Genomic DNA, 14,732 nt, shown 5'->3' with positions numbered 1-14,732 from the left:
AGCGTGGTCGGCAACCAGCTGGTGTTCAACCCGGGGAGCGATTTCGATCACCTGGCGCAAGGCGTGGTCGAGCACGTGACCCTCAGCTACCAGATGCAGGATCAGTACGGGGCACTCTCGAGTTCCACGGTGGACGTCACGATCACCGGCACCAACGACGCGCCGGTAATGACGGCAGGTGGTTCTCTGTCGTACACAGAGAACCAGGCAGCGACGGCGATCAACTCGGTGCTGACGGTCACCGATGTCGACAGTAGCAACCTAACGGGCGCTACGGTATCGATCACCAGCAACTTTGCCTCGGGCGAGGACGTACTCGGGTTCACCAACCAGAACGGCATCAGCGGCAGCTACAGCGCAAGCACCGGCGTGCTGACACTAAGCGGGACGTCGTCGGTGGCGAACTATCAAGCCGCGCTACGCTCGGTGACCTACTCCGACAGCAGCGACAACCCGTCGACGGCACCGCGCACGATTAGCTTCCAAGTGGATGACGGCTCTGCGGCTAACCACGCGAGCAACATCACAACGACGACCGTCACGGTGGCGGCAGTCAATGACGCGCCGATAGTGGACTTGAATGGTGGCGGCGCGGGCAATGACGCAACGGCGAACTATCCAACAGGCATCTCGCAGTTGTTGATTACGCCGTCGGCGACGGTCACCGATGTCGACTCGCCGAACCTGTCGTCAATGACTGTTACGTTGACGAACGCTGTGGACAGCACCAATGCGAACGTCAGGGAAATACTCTCCCTGAACGCGCCGGCATCGACCGCTGCTACGGGTTTGACGGTGACCGGTGTTGCCAGTGGTGCAAACAATGGGATCTATACACTGACGATCACTGGCTCGGCTAGCCAGGCCACCTACCAGACTATCCTCAAAGGCGTTCAGTACACCGACACCAAGACCGGAAGCCACAGCACTACCGACCGAATCGTGAACGTGGTGATCAACGATGGAGCGGCAAATAGCCTCTTGCACACCGTCACAACCCATGTGACAGCTCCGGCTGGCGTAGCCGGCGAGGCTATCAATCTGGCACTGACCGATCCCACGCCCGACACCTCCGACGTCATTACCTACACAGTGAGCGGGGTTCCGATAAACTGGGTGCTGAGTGCCGGAACCAACAACGGTGACGGCAGTTGGACGATACAGACCAGCGACCCTTCGGCACTGACGGTCATGACGCCATCCACCTATGCCGGTGCGATGGAGCTCACAGTAACCTACGGATGGACCAATGCGGACGGCAGCACAAGCAGTTATATCGTTTCCGACAACGTCGAAGCCTACGCCCCCGGCTCGCCGATCTTCGCCTTGTCTACCGACGACAACCTGACCGGCTCGTCCGGTGCCGACACCTTCATCTTCGCCCATCCGATCGACAACAACGTCATCCACAGCTTCGATGCGGCGGCAGACAAGATCGACTTGATCGGCTTCGCGGGCGTCACCGGCTTTGCTGACTTGAGTATCGCTAACGACGCACACGGCAATGCGCTGGTCAGCATAGGCTCCGGCCAGACGATCACCCTGAAAGGTATCGATGCGGCGGGCTTGAGTGAAGCGAATTTCCAGTTCGATGTGGACCCGCTCACCACCAATACCGGCACCATCAGCATCGCCAACGGGGCGATCATGCCGTTCGGTGGCAGCATCCATAACAGCGGCACCATCGAGCTCGGCTCCACCGGCAGCGAAACCAACCTGGAAATCCTCTTCCGTGGCGCGACCTTGACCGGTGGCGGCCAAGTGCTGTTATCCGACAGCGCGCACAACGTGATTTTCGGTGGCAGCGCCGACACCGTGCTGACCAATTCCGACAACCACATTTCCGGCGCCGGCCAGTTGGGCGCCGGGCAGATGGTGCTGGTCAATGCGGGTCTGATCCAGGCCGACGGGCTGAACAGCCTGGTGCTCGACACTGGTACCCACACCATAGTCAACAGCGGCGTGCTGGAATCCACGGGCGCGGGTGGCATGACGGTGGCCAGCGCAATCGATAGCTCCGGCCATTTGTGGGCCAATGGTGGCGACCTGCGCCTGCTGGCCGACGTGACCGGCGACGGCAGCGCCACCATCGACGGCGATGCCAGCCTGACCTTCGCCGGCACTGCCCACGCGTCCGTCGCCTTCCACGGCGAAGGTGCGGGCACGCTGATCGTGGAGCACGCCGCGGATGCCGACTCGCTGGTTGGCATTCTCGGACTCGAAAGCAATGACTCGCTGATGTTCGGCGATCTCGCCTTCGGCGCCAACACCCAGCTCAGCTACAGCGCCAACGCCCTTGGCTCCGGCGGCCTGCTGACGGTGGACGACGGCGTACACCGGGCCGAGGTGAACCTGCTGGGGCACTACTCGGTGGCCGACTTCCAGGTCACCGCCGGCGGCGAGGCCGGTACCCTGGTCGATTACCACGGCGCATCCAGCGGCACACAGGTGGGCAGCATGCTCGCGGACGTGCTCAATGGCGGCGACGGCAACGACATCCTCGCGGGTCGTGGCGGGGCGGACACTCTCAGCGGTGGCGCGGGAGCCGATGTGTTCGCCTACCTCAGCCCGAATGACGGCGGCGACACCATCCTTGACTATAACTTCGCCGAAGGTGACGCGCTCGACCTCTCCGCGCTGCTCAAAGCCAACTTCGTTAGCGGCAGCAGCCAGGCGTCCGACTTCGTCCAACTGGTGAAATCCGGCAGCGACATCACCGTGAAGGTGGATACCGATGGCGCAGCCAATGGTGCGCATTTCACCGATGTGGCGGTCCTCGCCAACGCTGGCACGACTGGCGCCGATCTCGTGCGTATCTGGTTCGGGGATGCCGACCATACGCTGACGGCCTGACACGCTGGGCTGGAGCTGACCGGCGGCAAACTGTGAAGCGGGGCTGGGCCTGCCGATTCACGCAGCGCTCGAACACCAGATGCGCCGCCCGGCGCTGGCGCGTCTGTTGGATTTTGAAGAAGCCCGCCTACCCATCGGCGCCCGCAACGCTCGCGTCGAACGGTTAGCACGCGACACTTTCGAACAACGCCACGACGGCAAAACTTGATATGACAGGGCCTGACCTGAACTGCGCAGCCGGCGCATAGCACACAGCACGCCCAGAACATCACCTACATCGGCTCTGGCGGTCCGATCAATCTTCCCATCACCCCAAACACCCCCAACTCTCTGATGACTTCAAGCTCCCCTTGGGTCTCGACCATCTCGGCAATCAGCGGCAGGTCGATGCTGTTGGTCGCGCGGAAAACGGCTTCGATGAACAGGCGTTTGTCGCTCTGCTGGTCGATGGCGCGGATGTAGCTGCCGTCGATTTTCAGGTAGGCCAGACCGAGGTAACTGAGGTTGCCGATCTGGCTGAAGTTGCCGCCAAAGTGCTGCAGGCCGATCCGGTAGCCGGTGTCCTGAATGCTTTCGCACAGTTGCTGCAGTTTGTCCGGTGGTGGCAGTTGGCGCTCGTCGATTTCCAGAGTCAGCAGCGGCGCGAGATCGGGCAGGCCTTCGAGCAGGGCCAGGATTTGTTGCAGGTGTGGTGCATCAAGCAGGGTGCTCCCGGAAAGACTTAACGCCAGCGGCCAAGGGTGTTCGGCGAGGTAGTCCAGGGTGTGTTCGAGCATTGCCAGGTCGAAACGCGCCGACCAGCCCAAACGCTCGATCCATGGCAGGAAATGCCCGGCGGCAATTGCTTCGCCCTGCGGGTCGAGCAAGCGGGCCAGTACCTTGTGATGCAGCACCTGGCTGGTATCGGCACACTGCACCACCGGTTGGAAGTACAGCTGCATTTTGTCGTAGCTGAGGGCATCGTCGATCCAGTTACGCCAATCGTGCTGAGTCTGCCCGGGCGCGCCATCGAAACTTGCCAGATGCACCCAGGGCCGTTCCGGATGTTGCCGGGCTTGGGCCAGCGCCTGATCGAGATGCAGCAACACCGTGCTTACGGAGTCGCCCGGTTGATAAGCGACGATACCCAGGTGTGCAACTGGCATGCAGTCGCTGGAGCCGGTGAGGCGCAGGTTTTCCAGGGTCGCACTGATCTCGCCGGCCAGGCGTGCGGCGTCTTTGCTGTCCAGACCGGGGGCTAACAGGCTGAATTCGCCGCCACGGTTGCGCGCCGCCAGCCAGTGGCGGCGATCTGCTTGTTGGATCATGCGTTTGAGCAAGTCGCCGATCAGTCTGATCAAGGCGTCGGTGCGTTGGCCACCCAGACGTTGGTTCAGGCCGGTCAAATCGTTGACTCGTAACATCAACAGGTGACCATCGCTGCTCTGTTCGGTGACCAGTAGCTGTTCGGCGAGTTGTTCATCCAGCAGGCGCCGGTTGGCCAGCCCGGTGAGGCTGTCCTGAAAGGACTCGGCCCATAATTTTTCACTGCGTGCGGCTTCTTCGGCAAACAGGCCTTTGAGTTTTTCAACCATCTGATTCATGGCCAGCACCACGCGCTTGAGCTCCGACGTGCGGGGGAGTTTCGGCAAACTGAGGAACTCGCGTTTACTGATGGCTTCGGCCTGCTTGACCATGCTGTCGAGCGGACGCAATTGCCGGCGCAGCAGCCAGCCGCCGAACACTGTGCTGAGCAACCCGCACAGCAGCAACCAGACCAGGCTGCCGAGGGTACTGTCCCAGAGCCTGGCCAGGGCGAACTGTGGATTGCTCTGTACTTCGACCCGTGCGGCCTGCTCCCAGCCGCGCATGATCAGCGCGTCGCCTCCTTGAGGATGCAAGTCCACCAGATGCACGAACCAGTCGGGTATGTCCTCGGCAACGGTCGGTGTACTGCGCTCCACCAGCACTTTTTCATTCTCGATGGTCACCACCCGGATGCTGGAGAAGTAACCGCTATCGAAGATCGAACTGACCATCAGTTCAATCATTGCCGGATCGTCGAGTTGCGTGGTCAACGATAGCCCCAGCGCCGTGGCGGCATCCTGGGCGTGGGAGCGTAACTGGCTGAGCATTTGCTCACGCGAGGTCTCCAGGCTGACAAAAAAACTGCCGCTCAACGCCACCAGCAGGAACAGGCAGATGGCGAGAAACAACTGTTTGAGTAGCGACATGAAGCGCTCCTTGTTGGCGGCGTTAGCCTTCACCCACGACAAAACCTTCGGCATTGAAGGTGTACACCGAAAGCGGGTCTTCGCGTTGTGAGGCTGGACGGGCCGAGGGGCCATAGTGTTGCTCAGCGGTTTGCAGGAACAGCGCAAAATCCCGGTTTGCCCGGACATTGCCTCGGCCGGTCAGCAAAAAAACCGACACAACCGGCCATCCGCCGAGCCGAAGTCGGAGCGTTGACCATCCTGGACTACGCGGACGACGGGACATGTCTGGCTGCTCAAGTGCAGATTTCTGAAGTCTAGGCGGTGTTTTATGAAAGATCAGGCAGATTGTCGGTCGATGTGAGAATGGTTTGTGGCGAAAAAAGAGCGCAGCCGGAAACGCTCGAGTATCAAGACCTGTTCAGGGTTTTCTGCCGAAGGATATAAACCGTCACCAATACCGCGCTGGTCAGCATGAAGCCACGGGCCCAAGGCAGGGGGACGAGCACGCAGGACAGGCCAATGCTCGCCCACATCAGGCCGATGGCGTAAACCTTGCCCTTGAGCGGGATGCCGTTGCCGTCGAGGTAGTCGCGGATCCATGGGCCAAGCCGTGGATGCTCAACCAGCCATTGATAGAAGCGCGGCGAACTGCGGGCGAAACAGGCGGCCGCCAGCAGCAGAAAGGGGGTGGTGGGCAACACGGGCAGGAAAATCCCGATCACCCCCAAAGCGACGCTCAGCCAGCCGATGGCCAGCAGAACGTAACGCAGTATCAGGGGGCGATTGCCTATGGAGTTGGCCGCCATAGGCAGCAACTCAGTGGTGACGAGGCTTGAGAATGGCCGGTTTTTCGTCCGGTGCGTTGCACAGCAGGTACAACGCGGTCAGGGCTTCAGGGATCTGTACGATCATGTCGTCCATCAGGTTGGCATCGCTGGCGATATCGGAGAACTCAGGCTGTTCGTCGAACAGGCCGGAGCCGACCATGATCGGCAGGAGCATTTCACTGACTTCGTCCTCGGCGGTTTCGAACCAGGCCGCTTCGCGCAGGAACACGCCTTCCATGAAGCCGATGCACCAACCGCGCAGGTCAGAGTCGTCCGGATCGTCGCCGAGATCGAGGTCACACGGCAGCTCGAATTCTTCATCGGAGGCCAGCTGACGGGCGATGTGCGCCTTGAGCAGCAGCAGGGTAGCTTCGATCTCCTCACGCTGGGCGGCGTCGCGGTAATGCGGCTCTTCGGCGAACAGAGCGTCGATCCACTCACGGTCGGGAACGATCTCGGAGCAGATCGATAGCGCAGTCATGTAACCGTGGGCGGCCACATAGTCCAGCGCCTCGTCATGCAGCTCGTCGGCGTCGAGGAAGGCTTGCAGGCGGGTTAGTTGCTCAGCGAAGGACATTGAAGGGCTACCTTGGGGGAAATATACGATGCTGAATTCTAGGCCTTCTTGAGCGCTCAGGCCAGTCGCAGGGCCGATTGCCTGCATTCAAAACACGCCTTAACGCGGTCCGTAGCAGCTGGCGAAGCCTGCGTTCGACCGTGCAGTGGCCGTAAACCCTGGCGACTTGGTCCGCCTGAAGCACCCCACAGCCCGATTTTGCGACGGCTTCGCCGCCGAACGCAGGCTTCGCCAGCTGCTACGAGGAAGGGGGCGAGCCTGATCGGGCGGCTATTCGTCACTGGCGCCCTTTGCCCTGGATCGCTCGGGTATACTGCCGCGTTTTGTAATGCCCTGCAGGTGTTGCGACGGATCAGGAAAAGTCCGCTTACGGATTTGTCCGTGAAGACCGTGACGTTTTCATCCAGCCTGCGCGCAGGGATATTCGGCGATATTTGGAGTTTTTCATGCTCGAACAGGCTCAGCGCGTCCTCAAGGACATCTTCGGCTACGACAGTTTTCGTGGCCGTCAGGGTGCGATCATTGAGCGCGTGGCCAGTGGCGGCGATGCTCTGGTGCTGATGCCTACCGGCGGTGGCAAGTCGTTGTGTTTTCAGGTCCCGGCGCTGCTGCGTGAAGGTCTGGCGGTGGTGGTGTCGCCGTTGATCGCACTGATGGACGATCAGGTCGCGACCCTGGAAGAGCTGGGCGTTGCCGCAGCCGCCTTGAACTCGACCCTGAGCGCCGAGCAGCAGCGCGATCTGGCGGCGCGAATCAAACGTGGCGAAGTAAAGATGCTCTATCTCGCGCCCGAGCGCCTGGTACAGCCGCGGATGCTGGCGTTCCTGCAGAACCTGGACATCGCCCTGTTCGCCATCGACGAAGCGCACTGCGTCTCTCAATGGGGCCATGACTTCCGTCCGGAATACCTGCAACTGGGGCAGTTGGCGGAATTGTTCCCCAATGTGCCGCGCATCGCCCTGACCGCTACCGCCGACAAGCGTACTCGCGAAGAAATCGTCAATCGCCTGTATCTGCAGGACGCCGAACGTTTTTTATCGAGTTTCGACCGACCGAACATTTTCTACCGCATCGTGCCCAAGGAGCAGCCGCGCAAGCAGTTGTTGGCGTTCCTGTCCGAGCGCCGTAGCGATGCGGGCATTGTCTACTGCCTGTCGCGCAAAAAAGTCGACGAAGTCGCTGCGTTCCTGTGCGAGCAAGGCTTTCCGGCCCTGGGGTATCACGCCGGGTTACCCAACGAGACGCGTGCCTTCAACCAGAAGCGCTTCCTCAATGAGGAAGGCCTGATCATGGTTGCCACCATCGCCTTCGGTATGGGCATCGACAAGCCGAACGTGCGTTTTGTTGCGCACCTCGACTTGCCCAAGTCCCTGGAGGCCTATTACCAGGAAACCGGTCGCGCCGGTCGCGACGGTTTACCCGCAGACGCCTGGATGGCCTACGGCCTGCAAGACGTGCTGATGCTCAAGCAGATGCTGCAAAACTCCGAAGGCGATGAGCGCCACAAGCGTCTGGAACAGCACAAGCTCGACGCCATGCTGGCACTCTGTGAAGAGACCCGTTGCCGGCGCCAGACCCTGCTGGCGTATTTCGACGAAGACATGCCGCAACCGTGCGGTCACTGCGATAACTGCGTTGACGGTGTCCAGACCTGGGACGCCACCGAGCCGGCGCGTCAGGCGCTCTCGGCGATCTACCGCACCGGCCAGCGTTATGGTGTCGGGCATCTGGTGGACGTGCTGCTGGGCAAAGACAACGACAAGGTACGCAGCTTCGGTCATCAACATCTTTCGGTGTTTGGTGTAGGCAAGGCGCGGACCGAGGGCGAATGGCGCTCTCTGTTCCGACAGCTGGTGGCTCGAGGTCTGGCGGACATCGATCTGGAAGGCTACGGCGGCCTCCGCTTGAGCGACAGTTGCCGGCCGTTGCTCAAGGGCGAAGTCACACTGGAGTTGCGCCGCGATCTCAAACCGCAGACGACCGCGAAAAGCAGTACCAGCCAGGCCAGCCAACTGGTGCGTGGCGAAGAGCGCGAGCAGTGGGAAGCGTTGCGGGCCCTGCGGCGCAAACTGGCCGAAGAACATGGCGTGCCACCGTACGTCATTTTTCCCGATTCAACGTTGCTGGAAATGCTCCGCAGCCAGCCAGGCTCCTTGTCGGAAATGGCCAGGGTCAGCGGCGTCGGTGCGCGCAAACTGGAACGTTACGGCGAGGCGTTCCTTGAAGTGTTGGGCGGTCAGGCCGAGGCGCCGAAAGTGGTCGCCGATATCCGTCACGAGCTGATCACCCTGGCCCGCGCCGGCATGACGCCGATGCAGATCGCCGGTCAATTGCAGTGCTCGGAAAAGAACGTCTACACCTTGCTCGCCGAGGCCATTGGCAAGCAGCAGCTATCGCTTGAGCAGGCGCTGGATCTGCCGGAGGACTTGCTGGGTGAAATACAGGACGCGTTCCTTGACGGCGAGGGCGAGCTACCGCCTGCCGCAGAGGTGATCGAGCTGTTTGCCGGGCGCGTTCCCGAAGGCGTTCTGTACTGCGTGCGTGCGGCCTTGCAGTCGGAATTCGAGATTTGAGTGGTCTGGTTTATAGATGTAACGATTCAGTACATAGCATGTCTTGCCTCGGGGCAGGGGGCATGCTTAGCTGACTAATAATTAGTTTCGCCCTATTTCAGTCTAATCATGAGTTTTTTATGCCGTTAACCGATCAACACCGTTTTGGCATGCAGTTGGCGCAGATGTCTCGAGGCTGGCGTGCCGAACTGGATCGCCGTCTGGCCGGGCTTGGCTTGTCCCAGGCCCGTTGGCTGGTGCTGCTGCATCTCGCCCGTTTTGACGAGGCGCCGACTCAACGTGAGTTGGCCCAAAGCGTGGGCGTCGAGGGGCCAACACTGGCGCGGTTGCTCGACAGTCTGGAAACTCAGGGGCTGGTGCAGCGACAATCGGTTGCTGAAGACCGCCGGGCGAAAAAGATTGTCCTTTGTGCTTCGGCCCGGCCATTGATCGAGCAAATTGAAACCATCGCCACCGCGTTGCGCCACGAGCTTTTCGTCGGTGTCGACGAAGAAGAATTGCGCGTGTGCATGCGGGTTCACGGGCGCATTCTGGCCAATCTGGAAAAATCTTGAGGTATTACAACCCCGCAGACTTTTGAGATTCAGTGCTTGGCGGACTATAAGAGATAGCCGTGTTTGTGCAGGACGCATGAACGCCCGCAGGTTGGTTTCGGTTATCCAAAGGATGCTCATGCTCGAGAGTTTGCAGTCCGCATTGCGCTGTCCAGTCAGATTGAACTCATCTGAAAAAAAGCCCCGCTTTTTCAACATCCGCTCGCTGTTAGCAGCGTGCGGTGCCTTGTGTTACTCGGCATTGGCCCCGGCGCTGGGGTTGGGCGATATCACGCTGCATTCGGCGTTGAACCAACCGCTCAATGCCGAGATTGCGCTGGTGGAGCCGGGTGATCTGGTTGAAGGCCAATTGTCCGTGAGCCTGGCGACGGCCGAAGAGTTCAGCCGCGCCGGGATCGAGCGGGAGTTCTTCCTCAATGACTTGAGTTTCAGCCTGATCCTGCACGGCAACCGCAGCGCGATTCGGGTGGTTTCGAGCAAACCGGTCAACGAGCCTTTCCTGAACTTTCTGGTACAAGTGAATCAGCCCAATGGGCGTTTGCTGCGTGAATACACCCTGCTGATCGACCCACCGGGCTCACCGGGGATCGTACCCTGGAGTGCGTTCGGGCAAGGGGCACCCGCGACATCTCCGTCACCTGCTTCGCTCTCCCGGCAAGTGGCTGCGCTCGGGCCACCGACAGCGGTGCAGCCGAAGTCGCCCGAACCCGCAGACGACACTCAATCAACCGCCGTGGCACCGTCTCAGGAGTCGCCTGCATTCACTTCCGGGCAGTTGGCCGAGGTCAAAAGGCGCTCTGCCAGTCCTGCCGTGCCGCCGGCAGCAAGCCTGCCACTGGTTGCTCCGCAGACCGAAGAGCCCGGCGGACCGAACGTGTGGGTGATGACGGGGTTGGTGCTGCTGTCAGCTCTGTTAATGCTGGCATTGCGGGTTCGCCGTCAGCGGCATCAAGCTCAAGCAACCCCTGAGCCGTTACCCATACAGCCTGTGGCCCGTGAGTCTCTCGCTAGCCAAATAGCCCCTCACGTGCCGGAAAAAGCGGACCATGAAACGAATTCCGTGGCTACGGTGCAGAAAACCGTGGCACCACACCTGGAATCCGCTGAAGCGTCCGTTGTCCTGGAGCGGGGCAGTCTTTACGTTGCTGCCAGCGCTGAGTCCGAAGCCAAAGCATCGGGCAGCCCGGCACTGGATGAGTTCCGGCTGAACCTGGACGACCTGTCGATGGACGCGGACCGGGATTTGATCAGCCCGTTTGAAGCCGCGCCGCCGTCTCTCGACAAACCAGCCGCCGATACGTCGCCCGACTTCGCCCCAAGCCCCCTGCAAGACATCGAACTGTTGCCAATAACTTGCACATCTCGGGGCGAGCGTTAAAGGCGGTTATCATAACGACGCCATCGAGTTCAGGAGTTCGCCTCACCATGACTGCCAGTAAACCGGAAATCATCATCACCTACTGCACGCAATGCCAATGGCTGTTGCGCGCCGCCTGGCTGGCCCAGGAACTGCTCAGTACTTTTAGCGACGATCTGGGTAAAGTCTCCCTTGCACCTGGCACGGGCGGAATTTTCCACATCACCTGCAATGGCGTTCAAATCTGGGAGCGCAAGGCTGACGGTGGTTTTCCCGAGGCCAAAATACTCAAGCAGCGGGTTCGCGATCAGATCGATCCGGAGCGCGATCTCGGGCATAACGAGCGAACTCAGTGAGACGCTGCTTCAGCCACCACTGTTTTTTTGTTTGAGCCGCTTGAGACGCTGCTGGAAACCACGATGGCGACAATGATCAAGGCGCCGCCTATGAGCATGCGCAGGGTCGGGTTTTCACCAAACAACAGCCAGGCAACAGTGATGCCATAGACCGGTTCCAGAGCAAACACCACGGCAGCCGTGCGCGCTTTGATCACCGCGAGGCTGGCGACGAACAGGCTGTGGGCGACGCCGGTGCAGAACACCCCGAGCAGACCGATCCACAGCCAGTCAATGGCGCGAACCTCGGTCAGCCCTGGCGCAGCCACCGGCAGCAGGCACAGGGCGACCACCACGTTCTGGCACAGCGCGGCCTGCACCGCCGGGATTCGCCCCGAACTGGCGCGGTTAGTCAGCGATAGCAGGGCGAACAACAACCCCGAACCCATCGCCCAGAGCAGCCCGCTAGTAGCCTCACTGGCGAGGTCGAAGTCCGGGGTCACCAGGACCAGGCCGACACTCACCAGCACCACCAGCAGGATTTCATTGGCGCGAATCCGCTCGCGGAAAATCAGCCCTTCAAGGATCACGGTAAACGCCGGGAAACTGGCAAAACCCAGGGTCGCAATTGCCACACCGGCCACTTTCACCGCGATAAAGAAGCTCACCCAGTGCCCCGCCAGCAACAGGCCGCTGAGCAGAAGACGACGCCAGTCGGCAGCCTCAAGTTTCTGCCAGCGAGTGTTGCTGGCAAAACGGGCAAAAAAAGCCAGCGCGATCACCGCAAATGCGGCACGGCCAAAGACGATAATCGCAGGCGTGGCGGCGGCGAGTTTGCCGAACACGCCGGTCAGGCCGAACATCAGTGCGCCGATATGCAGGGCGCCAAGGGCGGTACGCGGAGTCATTGCAATCCTTGATAAACGTGTTGAGCGGGGACAATAGCGCGATGCTGTCCCTACATTGAACCTCGCTACTCTCACGTTTGTCTGTCGCGATCCTCGCGCCTTTTATCGCAGGCCTAGCGTTCGACAGCCTGGCGGCGCAATTTGCCGGGCGAGGCACCGAACTCACGCATCACCGCCGCAGCGAACGCGCTCTGGGAGCTGTAGCCGACTTTGTTGGCGACTTCGCCGATCGGCAATCCGGACTCGCGCAACAGCCGCACGGCGATGTGCAGGCGGCGACTACGGATGTAGTCCATGGGCGTCTGGCCGCATTCGGCGATAAATCGTGCGTGCAGGCGCGCGCTGGAGAGGCCGGCAACGCGGGCCAGGTCCGCGACTTGCAACGGGTACGCGGCGTATTGATCGATATGTGCGTTCAACGCGGCATAAGGCAAGCGTCGACCGCCGACGCTGTTCGGCGCGGCGTTATTGAGGCTGGCCAGTAACAGAACGGCACCTTGCTGAGCAATCAATGGGTCATTCACCGGGCTGCCAGCCAGCCAGCTGACCAATTGGCTTTGCCCGGCATTCAATGGCAGCCGAGCGGGGGTGTCGAGCAAGCGGCGGCTGGCATCGGCGTGCTCGCCCAGAGATTGCGTCACCCAGTGATCGCTTGGCACGTCCAGCACCAGACAGCGGCTGCCATTCGCACTGCCACAGGTGTGATGGGCATCCGAGGGGACCACCACGAAGCTCTGCTGAACCACCCGGCTGCCGTGGCCATCGACCTCGAAGTCGAGCTGGCCCGACAGGCCGAACACCAATTGGGCGTGTTCATGGCTATGGACAATCAAGTCGTGGGTGTATTGGCGTAGCGTGAGGATCGGTCTCATCGCAGTCTCCTTGGCAGACCGGCAGTTTACACCGGTACTGCCCGGGCTTTCGCTGTCATCGGACTGCCGTATTAGTGTCATGGGCTATTAATCGCTCTGGCGCAAGCTCGCAAAAAATACCGGAGAGGTTGTCCATGACCAGCGCTGAGCTCGCCAAACCCAGTCGTAAGCAACGCGTGCGCACATTGTGGATTTCCGATGTACATCTCGGTACCCGGGATTGTCAGGCGGAACATTTGTCGCAGTTTCTCAAGAGCTACCATGCGGACCGGGTCTACCTGGTCGGCGACATTATCGATGGCTGGAAGCTGCGCAGCGGCATGTACTGGCCCCAGGCACACACCAATGTCATTCGCCGGTTGCTGACCATGAGTAAACGCGGTACCGAAGTGATCTACGTCACCGGTAACCATGATGAGTTCCTGCGGCGTTATTCGAAACTGATCCTGGGCAATATCCAGTTGGTGGACGAGGCCGTGCATGTCACCGCAGATGGCCGGCAATTGTTGGTGATCCACGGCGATCAGTTCGACGTGATTACCCGTTATCACCGCTGGTTGGCGTTTCTGGGCGACTCGGCCTATGAGTTCACCCTGACCCTCAACCGCTGGCTTAATCACTGGCGTGCACGGTATGGCTACGGCTATTGGTCGTTGTCGGCGTACCTCAAGCACAAGGTCAAAACCGCGGTCAGTTTTATCAGTGACTTTGAAGAAGCCATCGCCCATGAATGCACCAAGCGGGGCCTGCACGGCGTGGTTTGCGGGCATATTCACCACGCTGAAATCCGCAAGGTCGGCGAGGTGGAATACCTCAATTGCGGAGATTGGGTGGAGTCATGCACCGCGTTGATCGAGCACTGGGATGGCTCGATCGAGCTGTATCGGTTGGCCGACGCCCAGGCTCGAGAAGCGCAGCTCAAGGCCGGGTTGGTGAAGGTGGTGGAGCCAGGTTAGGACACAAGGAATATGTTGCCTGGCCTGGCGTCATCGCAAGCTTGCTCAGGGGGTCACGCCGGTGCGTGCTGTTTCATCGCCGCCTTGTAGATCGAGTTCTTCGGATGGGCAAACAAGCGCTCCAGCATCGGTTCGAAGAAGCTTAGGGGCAGGGTGTCGTAAGTCGGGTCGAAGGCTGCAGCGTCGTACCTGGCGCAGAACTCGATGGTTCGCCGGTATTGTGGATGTTCGCTGAATTGCTCACGCAAATGTCGATCCATGCCCAGGTAATGGAAGAAGTAATAACCCTGGAAAATACCGTGTTTCTCCACCATCCACAGGTTTTCGGCGCTGACAAAGGGCTTGAGGATCGCCGCAGCGATGTCCGGGTGATTGTAGGACCCCAGGGTGTCGCCAATATCGTGGAGCAGGGCACAGACCACATATTCTTCGTCACGACCATCACGCCAGGCACGGCTGGCGGTTTGCAGTGAGTGGGTCAGACGATCTACCGGGAAGCCGCCAAAGTCGCCTTCAAGCAACTTGAGATGCGCAACGATTCGCGTCGGCAGCTGCCTGGCATAGGTACTGAAGTCTGCGGCGATGATCGCCCAGTCATCCTGCGTGCCATCTCGCATATGGGTGAAGCGGGCGTTGGCATTCATTGACGATTCTCTTAATGTTTTCGAAAGGATGTCTTTTCAGTGTATGCATTGGATCCAATCCTGCACTGGCTGCACGGGACG

Annotated in this window: 13 protein-coding genes; 6 read left to right on the top strand and 7 right to left on the bottom strand. The window is 60.4% G+C overall.

Features of this window, described 5'->3' with window-relative positions:
- On the top strand, positions 1 to 2,853 hold a 2,853-nt coding region (locus AC07W5_RS22430), incomplete at its 5' end, for a beta strand repeat-containing protein (RefSeq protein ID WP_495024351.1).
- A gap of 272 nt (positions 2,854 to 3,125) precedes the next feature.
- Here AC07W5_RS22430 and lapD read toward each other — a convergent pair.
- From lapD to AC07W5_RS22410, 4 genes are all read right to left on the bottom strand, one after another.
- The gene (lapD, locus tag AC07W5_RS22425) at positions 3,126 to 5,066 is read right to left on the bottom strand and encodes a cyclic di-GMP receptor LapD (protein ID WP_495024350.1); all 1,941 of its coding nucleotides are present in this window, start codon (positions 5,064 to 5,066) and stop codon (positions 3,126 to 3,128) included.
- 22 nt (positions 5,067 to 5,088) lie between these two features.
- Entirely contained in the window at positions 5,089 to 5,265 is a 177-nt protein-coding gene (locus AC07W5_RS22420; protein WP_495012247.1) for a hypothetical protein, read from the bottom strand.
- Between the two features lie 190 nt (positions 5,266 to 5,455).
- Entirely contained in the window at positions 5,456 to 5,854 is a 399-nt protein-coding gene (locus AC07W5_RS22415; protein ID WP_494994286.1) for a YbaN family protein, read from the bottom strand.
- Between the two features lie 10 nt (positions 5,855 to 5,864).
- On the bottom strand, positions 5,865 to 6,452 hold the full coding sequence (locus AC07W5_RS22410) for a UPF0149 family protein (RefSeq protein WP_494994285.1): 588 nt from the start codon (positions 6,450 to 6,452) through the stop codon (positions 5,865 to 5,867).
- Between the two features lie 446 nt (positions 6,453 to 6,898).
- Here AC07W5_RS22410 and recQ point away from each other — a divergent pair, with 446 nt between their 5' ends.
- The 4 genes from recQ (at position 6,899) to AC07W5_RS22390 (ending at position 11,292) form a co-directional block, all read left to right on the top strand.
- Positions 6,899 to 9,025 carry a DNA helicase RecQ gene (recQ, locus tag AC07W5_RS22405; RefSeq protein WP_494994284.1) on the top strand — a complete coding sequence of 709 codons (2,127 nt, stop codon included), beginning with the start codon at positions 6,899 to 6,901 and terminating at the stop codon, positions 9,023 to 9,025.
- 119 nt (positions 9,026 to 9,144) lie between these two features.
- Positions 9,145 to 9,579 carry a MarR family transcriptional regulator gene (locus AC07W5_RS22400; protein WP_494994283.1) on the top strand — a complete coding sequence of 145 codons (435 nt, stop codon included), beginning with the start codon at positions 9,145 to 9,147 and terminating at the stop codon, positions 9,577 to 9,579.
- A 160-nt stretch (positions 9,580 to 9,739) separates the two neighbouring features.
- Positions 9,740 to 10,957, top strand: a complete 1,218-nt coding sequence (locus AC07W5_RS22395) for a type IV pilus assembly protein FimV (protein WP_495024349.1) — start codon at positions 9,740 to 9,742, stop codon at positions 10,955 to 10,957.
- Positions 10,958 to 11,004: 47 nt separating this feature from the next.
- Positions 11,005 to 11,292 (top strand): Rdx family protein, encoded by a 288-nt coding sequence (locus AC07W5_RS22390; protein ID WP_495024348.1) that lies wholly within the window; start codon positions 11,005 to 11,007, stop codon positions 11,290 to 11,292.
- Here the strand turns inward: AC07W5_RS22390 and AC07W5_RS22385 are convergent.
- Together AC07W5_RS22385 and AC07W5_RS22380 are read right to left on the bottom strand one after the other, a co-directional pair.
- Positions 11,286 to 12,179, bottom strand: a complete 894-nt coding sequence (locus AC07W5_RS22385; RefSeq protein ID WP_495012244.1) for a DMT family transporter — start codon at positions 12,177 to 12,179, stop codon at positions 11,286 to 11,288. The genes AC07W5_RS22390 and AC07W5_RS22385 overlap by 7 nt on opposite strands.
- Before the next feature lie 113 nt (positions 12,180 to 12,292).
- On the bottom strand, positions 12,293 to 13,051 hold the full coding sequence (locus AC07W5_RS22380; RefSeq protein ID WP_495024347.1) for a helix-turn-helix transcriptional regulator: 759 nt from the start codon (positions 13,049 to 13,051) through the stop codon (positions 12,293 to 12,295).
- A 134-nt stretch (positions 13,052 to 13,185) separates the two neighbouring features.
- Here AC07W5_RS22380 and AC07W5_RS22375 point away from each other — a divergent pair, with 134 nt between their 5' ends.
- Positions 13,186 to 14,007 (top strand): UDP-2,3-diacylglucosamine diphosphatase, encoded by an 822-nt coding sequence (locus AC07W5_RS22375; protein WP_494994278.1) that lies wholly within the window; start codon positions 13,186 to 13,188, stop codon positions 14,005 to 14,007.
- 53 nt (positions 14,008 to 14,060) lie between these two features.
- Here AC07W5_RS22375 and AC07W5_RS22370 read toward each other — a convergent pair whose 3' ends face one another.
- On the bottom strand, positions 14,061 to 14,651 hold the full coding sequence (locus AC07W5_RS22370; protein WP_494994277.1) for an HD domain-containing protein: 591 nt from the start codon (positions 14,649 to 14,651) through the stop codon (positions 14,061 to 14,063).
- Positions 14,652 to 14,732: the final 81 nt, after the last annotated feature.

Source organism: Pseudomonas sp. GW821-FHT01E05 (genome assembly GCF_059422425.1).
This window is presented reverse-complemented; position numbering and strand designations above follow the sequence as displayed.